This window comes from Pseudarthrobacter sp. ATCC 49987 (assembly GCF_009928425.1).
Classification (GTDB): Bacteria; Actinomycetota; Actinomycetes; order Actinomycetales; family Micrococcaceae; genus Arthrobacter.
Genome location: NZ_JAABNS010000001.1, coordinates 145,282 through 158,784 on the forward strand (window position 1 = coordinate 145,282; position 13,503 = coordinate 158,784).

A 13,503-nucleotide genomic window follows, 5' to 3' on the forward strand; every position below is an offset into this window, starting at 1 on the left:
GGAGCCCATGGATTGTCTGGTCATCTACGTCCCCACCGAAGCTGCGCACGCCGTCCGGCACGCCATGGGTGACGCCGGAGCGGGCAGGCTGGGCAACTACTCGCATTGTTCCTTCAGCGTCGAGGGCACCGGTCGCTTCACGCCACTGCCTGGCGCGAACCCGGCCATCGGCGCCGTCGGTTCGCCCGAGGAGGTCCCGGAAACCCGTATCGAGGCGATTTACCCGCGCTCCCGGCGCAACGCCGTCGTCAGTGCGGCACTGACCGCGCACCCGTACGAGACGCCGGCGTTCATGACCTTCCCGGTCGACGTCGGCCTGCCGGACGGAACGGGCCCTGTGGCCTAGCGGCTGCTCATCTGACCGAACGGTAAATCCGCACGTTTTCTGTCGGATCGGGCAGAGTTGTTCGTAGTAAGGGTGAACGGCCGTCCGCGAGGGGCGCCCCAAACCGCAGGAGCTGATTCGAGATGCAGTTTTTGCTTTCCGTGATTCACGACCAGCCCGACCTCGCCCCGTCGGACGAGATGGCTGCCATCGACGAGTTCAACGATCGTCTCCAGGCCGACGGCCACTGGGTCTTCGCCGGCGGCCTCGGATTTCCCAACACGGCCACTGTCATCGACAACCGGGACGGGGCCGCGGTAGTCACCGACGGTCCCTTTGTGGAGTCGAAGGAGTACCTCGCCGGCTTCTGGATCATTGAGGCCCCGGACCTCGACGTGGCGCTCAAGCTCGCCGCCGACGGGTCGAAGGCCTGCAACCGGAAGGTCGAGGTACGGCCGTTCCTATGAACGGGTCTGACGCCGGGGGAGCGATCATCCAGGCCTACCGCGAGGACTGGGCCCGGCTGGTCGCCGCCCTGACCCGCCGTTTCGGTGACCTCGACCTCGCAGAGGAGGCGGCGGCCGAGGCGTTCGCGGTTGCCGTTGAGCGGTGGCCGTCCGACGGCGTCCCCGCCAACCCCGGCGCCTGGCTGACCACCACGGCCAAGCGCAAGGCCATCGACCGGCTCCGGCGCGAGAACAAACGCGACAGCAAACACCAGGAGGCTGAGTTGGTGTTCGACGACCATCCGCCCGAGCCGTTCGGCGCCGTCGATGACGACCGGCTCCGGCTGATCTTCACGTGCTGCCACCCGGCCCTCGCGCTGCAGACCCGCGTAGCCCTGACTCTGCGCATGGTCGGCGGGCTGACCGTGCCGGAGATCGCTCGGGCCTTCCTGGTGCAGGAGAGCACCATGGGGCAGCGGATCACGCGTGCGAAGGCCAAGATCAAGGCTGCCCGCATCCCGTATCGGGTGCCGTCCGCGGAGGATCTGCCGGGACGAGTTTCCGGCGTGCTCGCCGTACTCTACCTGATCTTCAATGAGGGCTATCTGGCGACAGGCCCCGGCACCGAGCCCGTTCGCTCAGACCTGACCGCCGAGGCGATCCGGCTCACCCGACTGGTCCGCGCCCTCATGCCGGTCGACGGCGAGGTGGCCGGGCTGCTGGCCCTGATGCTCCTTACCGAGGCCCGTCGCGCCGCCCGGATCTCGGCAAGCGGCGAGCTCGTTACCCTTGACGAGCAGGACCGGGGAACCTGGGATACGGCCCTGATTGCCGAAGGCCATCGCCTGGTGCGTGAGCGTCTGGCTTCCGGGATGGATCCGGGTCCGTACCAGATCCTCGCCGCCATCAACGCCGTGCACACCTCTGCCCGCGACATCCGCGACACCGACTGGTCACAGGTCGTCGCGCTCTACGACCAGCTGGTCAACCTCGACCCGTCGCCGATAGTCGCGCTCAACCGGGCTATCGCGGTAGGCGAGCTTGACGGGCCGGAGGTGGCACTGGCCGCCGTCGACCGGCTCGAACACGACTTGGCCGGATATCATGCCTACCATGCCACCCGCGCCGAGCTGCTGCGGAGGTTGGGCCGCAGCGCGGAGTCGCGTTTGGCTTACGGCCAAGCCATTGAACTGGCGGGTAACTCCGCCGAGGCCGCCACCCTGAAACGCCGCCTCGACCAGTTGTAGCAGCCCCCGGGTGATTCGCGGCGGGCTACGGCAACCGCGAAGGACGCAATAGGGTCGCGTCGCCCGCGCGATCAGGATCCAGCGGCACGGGGCTGATCAGCACTGCCGGTCCGCGGTGCAGTACGCCGTCGGAAAGCACCTGGCACCGCATGCCGCCCCGCCCGCGCATGGCTTTGTGGGCGCCCGGGCCGAGCATCTCATCCATCCAGGCGCACGGATGGGCGGGCCGGCCGGCCTTGAACCGCACAGGCTCCCCGCCGGACTCCAGAGAGAATTCGTGACCGAGCAGTGGTGCAAGGTGGGCCCCGCGGATATGTACGTTGCGGCGCGTCAGCAGCGGGTCCAAGGGCGCTGTTCCCAGCTCGGCGGCGATGGCTTCGAGCGCCTCAACGGCGAATACTGTGACGGCGGCATCCATGTGCGCGGCCTTGCCGAAAAACCGGTCGCCGACGATTCCCTTGCCAGCCACCAGTTTCACCTGCTCGGCATCTGTGGTGGGAACGTCGGCTGCGCCCTCGCGGGCGCGGCCGAAGTAGGCGTGCGCCGGCGACACCAGCAGGTGCAGGATCTCCACGTCGTACCGGTAGCTGGCCGTCATGCCACCAAACTATCGTTTCCGCGGGTCCGACGGCGGGAAGCTCCCGCCGTCGTCGTCGTGCGCCGAAGGATTAAGTCAGGCGCACGCCCGTGGCCCGGGCCAGAGAGTCGACAAGCTCGCTTTGCAGCTGCTGGTCGTAGACGGCGGGGTGTGCTTTCCGCCGGTGTTGATGGTGCCAATAGCCCCCGCTCGTCAGCGCCTCCGGGTCCTCGCTTGTGGCGAGCCACTCCTGGGTGAGGTGCCCCAGCCGCAGGTCGTCCGGGGCACCGGGGCCACCCATCCTGGTGGGCACCCAGCCCGGGTCGACGGCGTTGCTGAGAACTTCCGGCCATAGCCGGGCGACGAATGCGGCAAGGGCGGTGACGTAAAGCTTGCTGTCCGAGTAGGACACGCCCGGTCCCTGTCCGCCCCAATCGATGCCGGAGAGGGCGGCGTGGCCGCCGCGGTGCATGCCGCTGCTGAGATAGATCAGCCGGCGCGGGCGGCGGATGAGGGCAGTGAGGACGTAGGGGGCGATGACGTTGACCTGCAGGATATGCGGTCCGTTGAACACGCCCGCGTTGTGGACCACCGCGTCCAGGGGGCCGTCGTGATTGACCTGGTCGGCAACGTCACGCGTTTGCTCGAGATCGGACAGGTCCCCGACCACGCCCGTGGCGCCGCGGTCCAGGAGGTCCCGAACGGCCGCGAGGCGGTCCGCATTGCGTGCGTGCACAACGACGTGATGACCGCTGTCGAGGAGGGATTCTGCGGTGGCCCGTCCGAGTCCGTCAGTTGATCCCGTGATGAAGATGCGGCCCATTACGTCCCCCCTTAATGGCTGGCTGGAATACTGGGGAAATGACTCTCGCTGAACTTAATCTCCCGGGCGGTCCTTTCACTCTACGCATAGCCGAAGCGTCCGACGTCGGACCGGTCCTTGGACTTCTGGCGGACGACCAACTCCGGGCCGGCGTCGACTCGGCAGCGATCGAGGACCGGGACCCCTACGATCGTGCCTTTCAGACCATCGACGCCGACCCTGCCCAGTTGCTGGTCGCTGTCGTCACGACGGCACATGAGGTTGTGGCGACCATGCAGCTGACATTCATCCCCGGGCTCGCCCGGGGCGGTGCGACAAGACTGCAGATTGAAGCGGTGCGCGTTCGGTCGGATCTGCGGGGCAACGGCCTCGGAGGCGCCATGATCGCGTGGGCGATCAACGAAGGTCGCCGGCGGGGTGCGCAGCTGATACAGCTCACGTCCGACGGGTCCAGGGCCGCCGCGCACCGGTTCTATGAACGTCTCGGTTTCGAAGCATCGCATGTGGGCTTCAAGCTCTTGCTTTGAGGGTCAACCTCGAAGCACCTAGTCGAACAGGCTCGCCGCGGCCTGCGCGAACGCTTCCGGGTTCTCCCGATAAAGGTTCTCGCCCTGGCACTGGAGCCAGTGGCAGGCCGGGCCAAACCGGGAACTGACCGGTAATCATGAGCCCGACTTGATCGATGTCGATATCGGGCTCTGAGTCGTGCCGGGCCGGTGCCGATTAAATGATGCCGGTGGGTACCAGCAGAACCCAGGCAAGCGCCGGGGCAACAAGCACCACTCCGCCCGCGTAGGCCATCAGCTGGCGGTAGACGCGCTGCCGGTCGTTCGCGCGGGCGTTGGCAACCACTAGCGCGCCGTCGGTGGAGAAGGGGGAGACGTCCACGACGGTGGCAGCGATGGCCAGCGCCGCGACCGTTCCGGAGGCGCTCAGTGAGCTGGTGGCCAGCAGCGGACCCGCCAGAGGGATGAACGCAGTCAGCAACGCCGTGGAGGAGGCGAAGGCTGAGCCAATGCCAATCACGTAACAGAGGACAAGCGCGACCAGCAGCGGGGCACCCAGGGCTAGGGCCTGCTCGGCGAGGGTGTCGATGACGCCGACGTGCTGAAGCAGGGAGACGTAGGTGATCATTCCCGCCACCAGCAGCACCGTGGACCAGGAGACGCCGCCGATGAACGTTTGGTGTTCTTTGATGTTAACCAGCGCCAGCAGGAGTCCGGCCGAGAGGGCCACAAAGCCGATCGGCAGGTGGAAGCCTAGGGTGCACACGAGCATCACCGCGATCAGCACCAGCGTGAGGATCTGCTGGCCGCGAGGACGGATGGTCCGGGCGGTGTCGAGATCGGCATGCTGGCCGCCTTCGCCGTCGCGCAGCTTCCCCAGGAGGGCGAACAGAACGATGGTCAGTACGGAGAGGATGAGATTGAGGGCGAAGCTGGCAGCGAAGAGCGCGCCCTGAGAGATGGGAAACCCGCTTTCCAGCGCGATGTCGTGCACCAGCACGCCGGCCACGGAGAGCGGAGAAAAGCCGCCGGCGTGGGCTCCGTTGATGATGAACGCGCCCATCAGTACGGGGTGGATGCGGGACTCGTAGGCGAATCCAATGGCCGCCGGTGCCAGCAGTGCGACGGCGGCAGGGGAGAAGGTGCCCAGTGCGGTGAGCGCGGCAGCGAGCAGGAAGAACACCCAGGGCAGCAGCATCGTTTTGCCCCTTACGAGGCGCGCGCAGGTCTGCACGATGATGTCGATGGTCCCATTCCTCTGGGCCATGCTGAAGAAGTAGGTGACTCCGATGATCGTTAGAACGATGCTGGCCGGGAAGTCCTTAAGGATTTCCTTGTCGGTCATGCCGAGCATGAAGTAGCCGACGCCGAAGGATGCGACCAGCCCCATTACACCGATGTTCAGCGGCCATTTCGTGGCGACGATGAACATTACGACGAGGATGACGAGCGGGATGATCTGGGTAGGGGTCAAGGTCGGCTCCGGTCTCGTGGTGGCCGCCGGGTTGAAGATGTCACCCCCCAGCAGAAGCGCGACCAGTCCTAGGATCGCAAAACTGGCCACCGTCATCAGTAGGATACGGCGACGGGTAAGACGCTTGGGGCCTTCGTCCGGTGTTTCGCCCACTGGGGCAGTGGTGCGGTGCGCAGTTTTAGTCATGGTGGTCTCCTCAGAGAGTAGCTCCTGTGAGGGAGGCCGCGGCGGCGCTGCCGGAGGCCTCGGGAGGTGGATGAAACAGCGGGACGGCCGTCGTTGCGATGAGTCGGCGATCCGGGTGATCGCCTTGGCCGCCCCGCTGCAGTCTGCGGTGTTCAGCCGATGTAGCCGAAGATCCGATTCCAGGTGGCCTGGTCTTCCTTTCCGTGAAGGGCTAGATCCTCGGGAGTTCCGCGATGGGGAAGCCCTGTGTTCATGGCCGGCAGCTGGACGTCCATCACCGTGGGAGCCGGGGCGGTCGAGTCAGCCGGGTATTCGCCTATCTGGGAGAAGACGCTGGCTCCTCGTTTGCTGAGGTTCCAGTTCATGAACAGCTGGGCTGCGGCTGGGTGCTGGGCGGTGGGGGTCATGCCCAGGAAGTAGTCGTAGAGCGCGAATCCTTCCGTGGGGACTACGAACTTCACTGGCGCGTTATTGTTTGCTGCAATGTTGACGCTGCTGACCACGGCCGTGGCTACCTGGATTTCCCCGCGGGACAGGCTTTCCTGCTGTGCGCCGGAGGAATCGAAGATTCGTGGCTGCTGAGCTGCATACCCCTTGAGGTAGTCCTCGCCGAGGGCACCGAGTTGGAAGCGCACCAGGGATGCTGAGCTGCCGCCGGCGCCGACCTGGGTCGTGCCGATTTTTCCTTTCCATTTCGGATCCAGCAGGTCCTGCCAGGACTTTGGGGCGTCGGCCTCGCTGACCAGGGCCGTGTTGTAGGCGAAAGTGAAGGCCGGGTCGAAGACACGGTAGAACTTCCCGCCGTCGTACTTCACTGTGTCGTCCAACTGGTCGAAGTTGGGCACCTTGTGTGGCGTGAAGGCGCCGGCTTTGTTCATGGCTGAGACCGAGGAGTACTCGGAGGTTCGGATGACGTCGGCCCCCAGCTTGTTGGCGCCCTGTTCGCTGAGCACGCGCTCCAGCAGACGGTTGGGTACCAGCCGGACCAGGTTCACTTTGATACCGGTGTCCTGGGTGAAGGCTTTGATGACTTCTTTCTCGCTGTTTTCCACGTAGCCGCTGTAGAGGTTGATGGACCCCTCGGCTTTGGCCTTTGCGAACAGCTCGCTGTCTGCCACGGTCTGGCCGTTGACCACGAGTTCAGAGGTGGTGGAGAGGGATTCGGCCTTGTTGACCAGGGTGATGGTCTTGGGGGCGCTGCAGGCGCCGGCGGTTACCGCTAGTGCGGCGGCGGCCAGCAGCGACGTCGTTGTCTTGAGGATGTTTTTCATCGTGCTTCTCCATTGGTTGCGCGGGCGCCAAAGGCCTTCGCGAGGACGACCAGGGCCAGGATGACCAGGATGTAGAGCAGGCTCGTCGATGCCGCGGAGCGCAGCGCGCCGTTGTCGTAGTTGTCAAAGACCACAATCGCCAGTAGCCGGGTGTTGGAGGTAAAAAGGAACAAGGCCGCGGACAGTTCCCGCATCGCCAGCATCAGCAGCAGCAGGACCGTCGACATAACGCCTGTCTTCATCAGCGGCAGCGTCACATAGGACACCGCACGCGCCCTGCTGGAGCCAAGAAGCACTGCGCTGTCTTCGAGGTCCTTGTCCACCTGCAGGATGCTTGCTGACATGCCCCGGTAGCCCTGGGGAAGGTAGATCGCGATGAAGGCGATGATCAGCACCACGATGGTTCCGTACACGGGAAGCGGCAACACCAGCCACGTCCAGAGCAAGCCCAGACCCATGACGATCGCCGGGATGGCGAGGGGGAGCATTGCCACGAACTCCAAGCTCTTCCGGCCCGGGGTTTTGGTCCTGTACACGATGTAGCTGAGGTAGAACGCCAGCGCGGCACCCAGAACTGCTACGCAGACGGCCACCATGACGCTGTTCCGTGCCGCGTCCAGGAATGTGGCGGACTGCATTGTCTGAAAGAGCGACCAGAAGGAGAGCGCGTCTTCGCCGAAAAGCTGGCCCAGGTTCGAAACGTACGGCGAGGACTGCAGGGAGGCCAGGAGGAGAGCCACCACCGGCAACACGATTGCCAGGGCGAAGTAAACCAATGCGAAGGCCAGGCCCACGCCACGGAGCTTGCCGATGTCCATCATGCGGGGCTTCATGCCCTTGCCGGAAACAGTGGTGAAGTTCCTTTTCATCACCATGCGCTGCTGGATTGCGGTGACCGCGATCAGGACGACGGTCAGGACGACGGCGACCGCTGCGGCTTCGTTGCCTCGTGCCGGTGCGGAGTTCATCAGTCGGTAAATGAAGGTAGGGAGTGTCTCAATCTGACCGGGAGTGCCGATCATCTGGGCGACTGGAAAGTTTTCCATGGTCAGGGCAAAGATCAGTACGCCGGAGCCGAGAATCGCTGGTGTGACGAGAGGGAAGGTGACGGTGCTCAGGATTTTACCGAGAGAGCCGCCGTGGACGCTGGCGGCTTCCTCGAGATCAGGGTTCATGAGGGTCATGGCGCCGTGGATCAGCAGGAACGCATACGGTGCGTAGTACAAGGCCAGCACGAGAATCAGCCCGGGCATCGTGTAGACATTGAAGAGGTTGCCCAAGCCGATGCCACGGGTGAGCAAGTTCAGGTAACCCGTGGCGGGTCCGGCCAGGAGTGACCAGGCGAGTGCGCCCACCAGCGAGGGCAGGAACATCGGTGCGATGCCGATGAAGTAGATGACGGCCTTGCCCCAGATGTTGGTCCTGGCCGCTAGGAATGCCAGGGTTCCACCGATGAACATGGCCAACACCGAAGAGGATGTTGCCACCACCAAGGAATTTGTCAGTGCGGTTACCGACTGGTGGGAGGAGAGGATCTTGAAGTTCTCCAGCGTCAGGCCGCCGAGTCCGATCGAACCTGGTCGGGGCGTGGAGCTGCTGAATGCAGAGATCAGGATCAGGGCCACGGGCATGAGGATCAAGATGGCCAGCAGGGCCAGCATCAGCCACGTGGGCATGGACTTCCTGAACTGGTGGCCAAGTTGGCCGCCCATCCGGCGTCGGGGCCGCGGACTGAGCATCTCACGGGGCGGCAGGCCCGGCCGCTGATCTGACTGCTTGCGAAGGTCTGTAGTGGCGGCGGACATCAGGCCACCTCAGCGGGGAGAATCTGGACGTCGGAGGGGCTCGCTGTCACCCAGACCCTGTTGCCTTTACCGGCTGGCGGGCCGTCACGGCGGGAAACGAGGGCCTCGATGGCGGGGCCGCCGTCCAACTCGATCAGGTAGCGGACGTTCGAACCCTGGTAGCTGGCCACCGAGACCTCGCCGGCCCAGTTGTTGGAGTCAGCGTCTGGCCGCTGGGCAGAGACGATGACGTCCTCCGGGCGGATGCAGGCCTTGATGGCTTCACCGTCCAGCGTGTAGTCGGCTGTGGACAGTTCGAGCCTGTGCTCCGCCATTTTGTAGGTTCCGGGGTGGCCGTCCTTAAGCACCGGGAAGATATTGGTGACCCCCAGAAAGTCCGCGATGGAGGCGCTGGCCGGGTTTTCGTAGATCTCACCGGGGCTTCCGACCTGGGCGAGCTTTCCGTTCTGCATGAGTGCGATCCGGTCTGCGAGGGCCAGGGCTTCACCCTGGTCGTGGGTGACGTAGACGCAGGTCAGGTTGAGCTTCTGCTGCAGTGCGCGGAGTTCGATCCGCAGGCGGTCCCGGAGCCTGGCGTCAAGATTGGAGAGGGGCTCGTCCAGCAGCAGGACGCTGGGGCGCATTACGAGACTTCGGGCCAGGGCCACCCGCTGCATCTGGCCGCCGGAGAGGAGGCTGGCGCCACGTTTCTGGAACCCGTCCAAACCCACCAGGTGGAGTGCCTCGTCGACGCGCTCCGTGATTTCCTTCTTACCCAGTTTCTTCATTTGGAGCGGAAAGGCAACATTCTCGAAGATGGTTCGGTGCGGCCAGACGGCGTACGACTGAAAAACCATGCCCACGTTGCGTTTGTGGGAAGGAACATTGATGTTCCTTTCGCTGTCGAACACCACCTGGTCCCCGATTGTGATTCTGCCGCGGACAGGAGTTTCCAGTCCGGCGATGCATCGCATGGTGCTGGTCTTGCCGCAGCCAGACTTACCCAGCAGCACCAGCGAGTGCCCGTCCTCGATTTCGGCATTGACGCCTTTGACTGCGTAGGTATCGCCGTATTTCAGGTCGATATTCTCCAAAGTAACTTTCATCGTCCGACTCCTTTGTCTAGGTCTATTTGTGCGCAGTTAGGCGCTGGCCCGCACAGCGGCGGTTGCGCGGGTAAAGATGATGGATTCGCTGATGACGCGGGCGGCTCTTTCGAGTCCGATCCGGGCAGGGCGCCCGAACGGATCGACCGTGGCGACGGTGGCGATGATGCCGGCGGCAGTGCCGATCCGGAGATGGGTAACGGCGTCGGGAGGTGTCTGAATCGCCCCGCCGGCCAGGGCGGCGTTAACTACCGTTCCTGCGGTGATGGCAGCGGTGGCGACGCCGACGGCGGACGTCAGCCCGATGGCCGGGTGCGGGGCGTGCATGGACAGCGTCCGGATCGAGACGTCATAGGCCGCGCCGCTGATGTGCTGGCCCCCTGTCGTGATGAAGTCGGTGGCGGGGCCAACAATTGCCACCTTGGGTACTGCATGGTCAACCGGTGAGCCGGGGGCCCGGAGACCCATGCGCACGGCGGCAGCGCTTCGGATTTCGGTGAGCACGGGCACGAAATCCGAGAGTTCGGCCAGGCTCTCGGCTCCGGTGAGGCCCAGGCTTGCGGCCGCCACCAGAACCATCGGCGCGCCGGCGTCGATCATGGAGACCAGATAATTCCGGCCGTCTACGGAAAGCTCTTCGCGTGCGTGCCTGGTGGGCAGCGCAGAACCGGTGCTGCCGCCGGCCGGGTCGAGGAAGGCGAGCGTGACGGGGACCCCTGTGGCCAGGGTGCCAGGGACTTGCGCGTCGCCAAAGGCCGGCAGCTTCCCGTCCGGGGTGGTGACGTCTGCTTCGAGCCGTGTGCCGGTGTTCAGGTTGCGCATCCGGACGAGGGTGGTTCCCGGTGTCGCGCGCACAAAACCGTGACTCACCGCGTAGAGGGCAATGGCCGTCGCGCAGTTTCCGCAGTTGCTGCCCCACTCGACTCGGCCGTCGCCGATGCCGACCTGCGCGAAGAGGTAGTCAACATCAACGTCGTCATCGGAGGCGGCCGAGACGACGGCCGCTTTGGAGGTCGTGGACGTGGCCCCGCCGACGCCGTCGATCTGCCGGGGGTCCGCCGCGTTGAAAGTATCTATCAGGAGCGCCTCGATCTGGTCCCTCGACGCCGGGACATCCTGGCCGTCGAACAGCCAGCATTTGCTGGTTCCACCCCTGACCAGGGTTGCTGGGATTCTCAATGGATTCTCGATTCGAAAGTAGTCGTTGTCCGGGCCGCCACGGCGCCTGTGTGGCCTCGGTCATACCTACTTTCGGCTCTGGCAGCGTTGAGCACAATGTTCGTTTTCTATGAGTGGCTTAACTTGAACTACACTCTTCTTATGGAGCTTGATGTACGCCGACTCTTCCTGCTGGCAGAAATCGCCGAGTATGGATCCCTGACCGCGGCCGCCGAGGCGATGATGTACACGACGTCCGCGGTCTCCCAGCAAATGCGACGGCTCGAGGCGGAGGCTGGGCAGACTCTCTTCGAGAGACATGCCCGTGGAGTGGTTTTAACGGACGCGGGGGCGGCCCTTGTAGCCAGAGCCCGGTCCATCCGGCGTGAGTTGGCGGGCGCCCAGTCCGACCTTGATGCACTGAGCGGGCTGCGAGCCGGGAGCCTGCGGATCGGGTCTTTCCCCACGGCCTCCGCTTCCCTGCTGCCGTTGGTCTTGACCCAGTTCGCCCGGGCGCACCCCGCCGTTTCGGTGTCGGTCAAGAGTGCGCTGAGGGACCCCCTGCGCGAGCTGCTGCTGATGCGCGAGGTGGAGCTGGCACTCCTTTGGGAGTACGACTGGAGTCCATTTACCGACGAGGAAATCGACACCGAAAGACTCGTGGACGATCCCACCGTCCTTGTGGTGGCAGGGAGCAGTGACGTCGGGCGCAGCGGACCGGTGGACCTCAGCTCGCTCGCAGCTGCCCGCTGGATCATCCGCGCGGACGGGCACCCCGTGGCGGACGTGCTGACCAGAAGCTGCCACGCGGCAGGGTTCGCGCCGGACATCTCCTATGACGCCCATGACTATCAGGAAGCGCAGGCAATGGTGGCGGCAGGGCTCGGCGTGGCACTCGCCCCGCGGCTGTCGCTCACAAATTTGCGCGACGACGTCCGGCTCGTCCCGCTCGATCCCCGGATTCCCGTCCCTGTCCGCCGTATCCTGCTCGGACAGCTCAAGGGGCGGAAGTCGACGCCAGCCATGCTCGGCTTCCAGCAAACCCTGCGGGAGGCTGCCAAGGCCATGCCACAGACCTTCGGCCGCCCGGGCCAGCTCGGCTCGGTCAACATCTGAATTCAGATTGCGGTTGCGGCAGCCCGGTATGGAAACTGGGCTTGACGATGTTCTCGGGGCCGTCGGCCCCCGGCTTCGGGCCTGCAGCCCATCACCCATGCCGGCATGACTGCTGTTCCTCTCACGGGTCCGAAGCGCGTTGTTCGCTCTTGTCCGAAGGTGCCGGCGTGGGCAACAATGTTCCGGCCGGATCCAGCCAGGTCGAGAGGGATTTCTTCTATGACAGCGCGAGACACGTCCTCAGTCGGTGCGCCGTGCTGGGTCGACACCTGGCAGCCCGATCCCCGGGCGGCCAAAGATTTCTACGGTCAGCTCTTCGGTTGGAGTTTCGACGACCCGGCCCCGATGCCGTCCGGTCTCGACGGCGACTACTACACCGCGCGCCTTCACGGGCAGTTGGTGGCCGGCATCGGGCAGGCACCGCCGCTGTCGCCTCCGGGCTGGATCACTCACGTCCGTGTCGCCGGCCTCGGGGAATCCTTGGCCCGCGCCGAGCGGGCAGGAGGCAGGCGCCTCCGGCCGTCTGATCCCGGGCCCGATGACCGCTTTGCAGTGCTCGCCGATCCTGCCGGCGTCCCCTTCAGCCTGCGGCAGGCGGGTCAGAACGACGGCGTCGAACTGGCCAATGAGCCGAACAGCTGGGCCATGAGCTCGCTGCACACCCCGGATGTTGGACAGGCCCAGGCGTTTTACGGGGCAATGTTCGATTGGGAGCTCAAATCATTGCCGGACGTTCCGTTCTCGCTGTGGCTGCGCTCCGGCCGGGTCGTGGCGGCAGTGACGGCCACCGCTGGCGTCGAGGTCCCGCCGCATTGGAGCGTTAACTTCGCCGTCGGCGATGCCGATGCCACCGCCGAGCATGCTGTTGCTCTCGGCGGTGGAATTCTCATGGCGCCCGTGGACACTCCGGGATTTCGAAGCGCCGTGATCAGCGACCCTCAAGGGGGTGTCGTCGCGGTCAGCGCAACCACCGGCTGACACGGACTTCCAGCTTTCGTTGGCTGGGCGTCGCGCCCGGAGGCGCCTAGGGCTCGACGAGCGTCAGGATTGTTTCCGGACGGACGCCGTCGAATTTCATCGCTTCGGCTGCCGCTTCGGACTCCATGATCCGCTGGAACGTTTCCATGTCGGGGACTTGGGCGATCAGGCCTACTCGGTGGCTCTTTGCCGGGTCGATGAAAGTTCGAACCGTGATGCCCAGCGGCCCGAATACTTCCTCCCTTTTTGGTGAGCTGAGCCAGTGCTCAACGTCGTCGACTTCGTGGAAGATCATTAGTGTTGGCATCGTTGCCTCCGCTTTCTGGGGTTTTGCCAGGAGCCGGGCTGGTCAAGGGGCCGCGTCGGGACATCCTGATCACGCTGAACGTACCACGGCCCCGAATGCAGCGGTAGCGGGAAAAATTGACAGTTCGGCCCTCGCGAATCGGCCATCCGAGGACGACGGCCGCACTCGGACCGGATCACGTCAAAACGAGCGCAACGTT

Annotated in this window: 14 protein-coding genes; 6 read left to right on the top strand and 8 right to left on the bottom strand. The window is 64.8% G+C overall.

All coding sequences use genetic code 11. The annotated features are described in order from the left end of the window. Positions 1-7: 7 nt before the first annotated feature. The 3 genes from GXK59_RS00665 (at position 8) to GXK59_RS00675 (ending at position 2,018) form a co-directional block, all read left to right on the top strand. Positions 8-346 (top strand): hypothetical protein, encoded by a 339-nt coding sequence (locus tag GXK59_RS00665; RefSeq protein ID WP_160663524.1) that lies wholly within the window; start codon positions 8-10, stop codon positions 344-346. A gap of 122 nt (positions 347-468) precedes the next feature. Further along, complete coding sequence (locus GXK59_RS00670; RefSeq protein WP_160663526.1) at positions 469-792, top strand: YciI family protein; 324 nt, start codon at positions 469-471, stop codon at positions 790-792. After that, the gene (locus GXK59_RS00675) at positions 789-2,018 is read left to right on the top strand and encodes an RNA polymerase sigma factor (protein WP_160663528.1); all 1,230 of its coding nucleotides are present in this window, start codon (positions 789-791) and stop codon (positions 2,016-2,018) included. The genes GXK59_RS00670 and GXK59_RS00675 overlap by 4 nt, the downstream gene beginning before the upstream one ends. Before the next feature lie 25 nt (positions 2,019-2,043). Here GXK59_RS00675 and GXK59_RS00680 read toward each other — a convergent pair whose 3' ends face one another. After that, positions 2,044-2,616, bottom strand: coding sequence for an MOSC domain-containing protein (locus tag GXK59_RS00680; protein WP_160663530.1), 573 nt, complete (start codon positions 2,614-2,616; stop codon positions 2,044-2,046). Between the two features lie 70 nt (positions 2,617-2,686). Then, on the bottom strand, positions 2,687-3,418 hold the full coding sequence (locus GXK59_RS00685) for an SDR family NAD(P)-dependent oxidoreductase (protein WP_160663532.1): 732 nt from the start codon (positions 3,416-3,418) through the stop codon (positions 2,687-2,689). A gap of 38 nt (positions 3,419-3,456) precedes the next feature. Between GXK59_RS00685 and GXK59_RS00690 the strand changes: the two genes are divergently transcribed. Then, complete coding sequence (locus GXK59_RS00690; RefSeq protein ID WP_160663534.1) at positions 3,457-3,945, top strand: GNAT family N-acetyltransferase; 489 nt, start codon at positions 3,457-3,459, stop codon at positions 3,943-3,945. A gap of 196 nt (positions 3,946-4,141) precedes the next feature. Here GXK59_RS00690 and GXK59_RS00695 read toward each other — a convergent pair whose 3' ends face one another. From GXK59_RS00695 to GXK59_RS00715, 5 genes are all read right to left on the bottom strand, one after another. Beyond that, the gene (locus GXK59_RS00695; protein ID WP_160663536.1) at positions 4,142-5,584 is read right to left on the bottom strand and encodes an SLC13 family permease; all 1,443 of its coding nucleotides are present in this window, start codon (positions 5,582-5,584) and stop codon (positions 4,142-4,144) included. A gap of 152 nt (positions 5,585-5,736) precedes the next feature. Then, entirely contained in the window at positions 5,737-6,855 is a 1,119-nt protein-coding gene (locus GXK59_RS00700; RefSeq protein WP_160663538.1) for an ABC transporter substrate-binding protein, read from the bottom strand. Then, positions 6,852-8,531: an ABC transporter permease gene (locus tag GXK59_RS00705; RefSeq protein ID WP_160663540.1), complete on the bottom strand. Its 1,680-nt coding sequence runs from the start codon at positions 8,529-8,531 to the stop codon at positions 6,852-6,854. Before GXK59_RS00705 ends, GXK59_RS00700 begins: the two co-directional genes overlap by 4 nt. Positions 8,532-8,659: 128 nt before the next feature. Continuing rightward, a complete protein-coding gene (locus tag GXK59_RS00710; RefSeq protein WP_160663542.1) occupies positions 8,660-9,745 on the bottom strand; it encodes an ABC transporter ATP-binding protein in 1,086 nt (361 codons plus the stop codon). Between the two features lie 36 nt (positions 9,746-9,781). After that, positions 9,782-10,924, bottom strand: coding sequence for a PrpF domain-containing protein (locus GXK59_RS00715; RefSeq protein WP_160663544.1), 1,143 nt, complete (start codon positions 10,922-10,924; stop codon positions 9,782-9,784). 141 nt (positions 10,925-11,065) lie between these two features. Here GXK59_RS00715 and GXK59_RS00720 point away from each other — a divergent pair, with 141 nt between their 5' ends. Both GXK59_RS00720 and GXK59_RS00725 read left to right on the top strand, forming a co-directional pair. Further along, on the top strand, positions 11,066-12,019 hold the full coding sequence (locus GXK59_RS00720; RefSeq protein ID WP_160663546.1) for a LysR family transcriptional regulator: 954 nt from the start codon (positions 11,066-11,068) through the stop codon (positions 12,017-12,019). A gap of 219 nt (positions 12,020-12,238) precedes the next feature. Next, positions 12,239-12,997, top strand: coding sequence for a VOC family protein (locus GXK59_RS00725; RefSeq protein ID WP_160663548.1), 759 nt, complete (start codon positions 12,239-12,241; stop codon positions 12,995-12,997). A gap of 46 nt (positions 12,998-13,043) precedes the next feature. Here GXK59_RS00725 and GXK59_RS00730 read toward each other — a convergent pair whose 3' ends face one another. Further along, positions 13,044-13,304, bottom strand: a complete 261-nt coding sequence (locus GXK59_RS00730) for a hypothetical protein (protein ID WP_160663549.1) — start codon at positions 13,302-13,304, stop codon at positions 13,044-13,046. Between the last annotated feature and the right edge of the window lie 199 nt (positions 13,305-13,503).

Bases quoted from the DNA above. Each gene is read 5' to 3' on its own strand.
- GXK59_RS00665 (WP_160663524.1), top strand. From the start codon at position 8: ATGGATTGTCTGGTCATCTACGTCCCCACCGAAGCTGCGCACGCCGTC.
- GXK59_RS00670 (WP_160663526.1), top strand. From the start codon at position 469: ATGCAGTTTTTGCTTTCCGTGATTCACGACCAGCCCGACCTCGCCCCG.
- GXK59_RS00675 (WP_160663528.1), top strand. From the start codon at position 789: ATGAACGGGTCTGACGCCGGGGGAGCGATCATCCAGGCCTACCGCGAG.
- GXK59_RS00680 (WP_160663530.1), bottom strand. From the start codon at position 2,616: ATGACGGCCAGCTACCGGTACGACGTGGAGATCCTGCACCTGCTGGTG.
- GXK59_RS00685 (WP_160663532.1), bottom strand. From the start codon at position 3,418: ATGGGCCGCATCTTCATCACGGGATCAACTGACGGACTCGGACGGGCC.
- GXK59_RS00690 (WP_160663534.1), top strand. From the start codon at position 3,457: ATGACTCTCGCTGAACTTAATCTCCCGGGCGGTCCTTTCACTCTACGC.
- GXK59_RS00695 (WP_160663536.1), bottom strand. From the start codon at position 5,584: ATGACTAAAACTGCGCACCGCACCACTGCCCCAGTGGGCGAAACACCG.
- GXK59_RS00700 (WP_160663538.1), bottom strand. From the start codon at position 6,855: ATGAAAAACATCCTCAAGACAACGACGTCGCTGCTGGCCGCCGCCGCA.
- GXK59_RS00705 (WP_160663540.1), bottom strand. From the start codon at position 8,531: ATGCCCACGTGGCTGATGCTGGCCCTGCTGGCCATCTTGATCCTCATG.
- GXK59_RS00710 (WP_160663542.1), bottom strand. From the start codon at position 9,745: ATGAAAGTTACTTTGGAGAATATCGACCTGAAATACGGCGATACCTAC.
- GXK59_RS00720 (WP_160663546.1), top strand. From the start codon at position 11,066: ATGGAGCTTGATGTACGCCGACTCTTCCTGCTGGCAGAAATCGCCGAG.
- GXK59_RS00725 (WP_160663548.1), top strand. From the start codon at position 12,239: ATGACAGCGCGAGACACGTCCTCAGTCGGTGCGCCGTGCTGGGTCGAC.
- GXK59_RS00730 (WP_160663549.1), bottom strand. From the start codon at position 13,304: ATGCCAACACTAATGATCTTCCACGAAGTCGACGACGTTGAGCACTGG.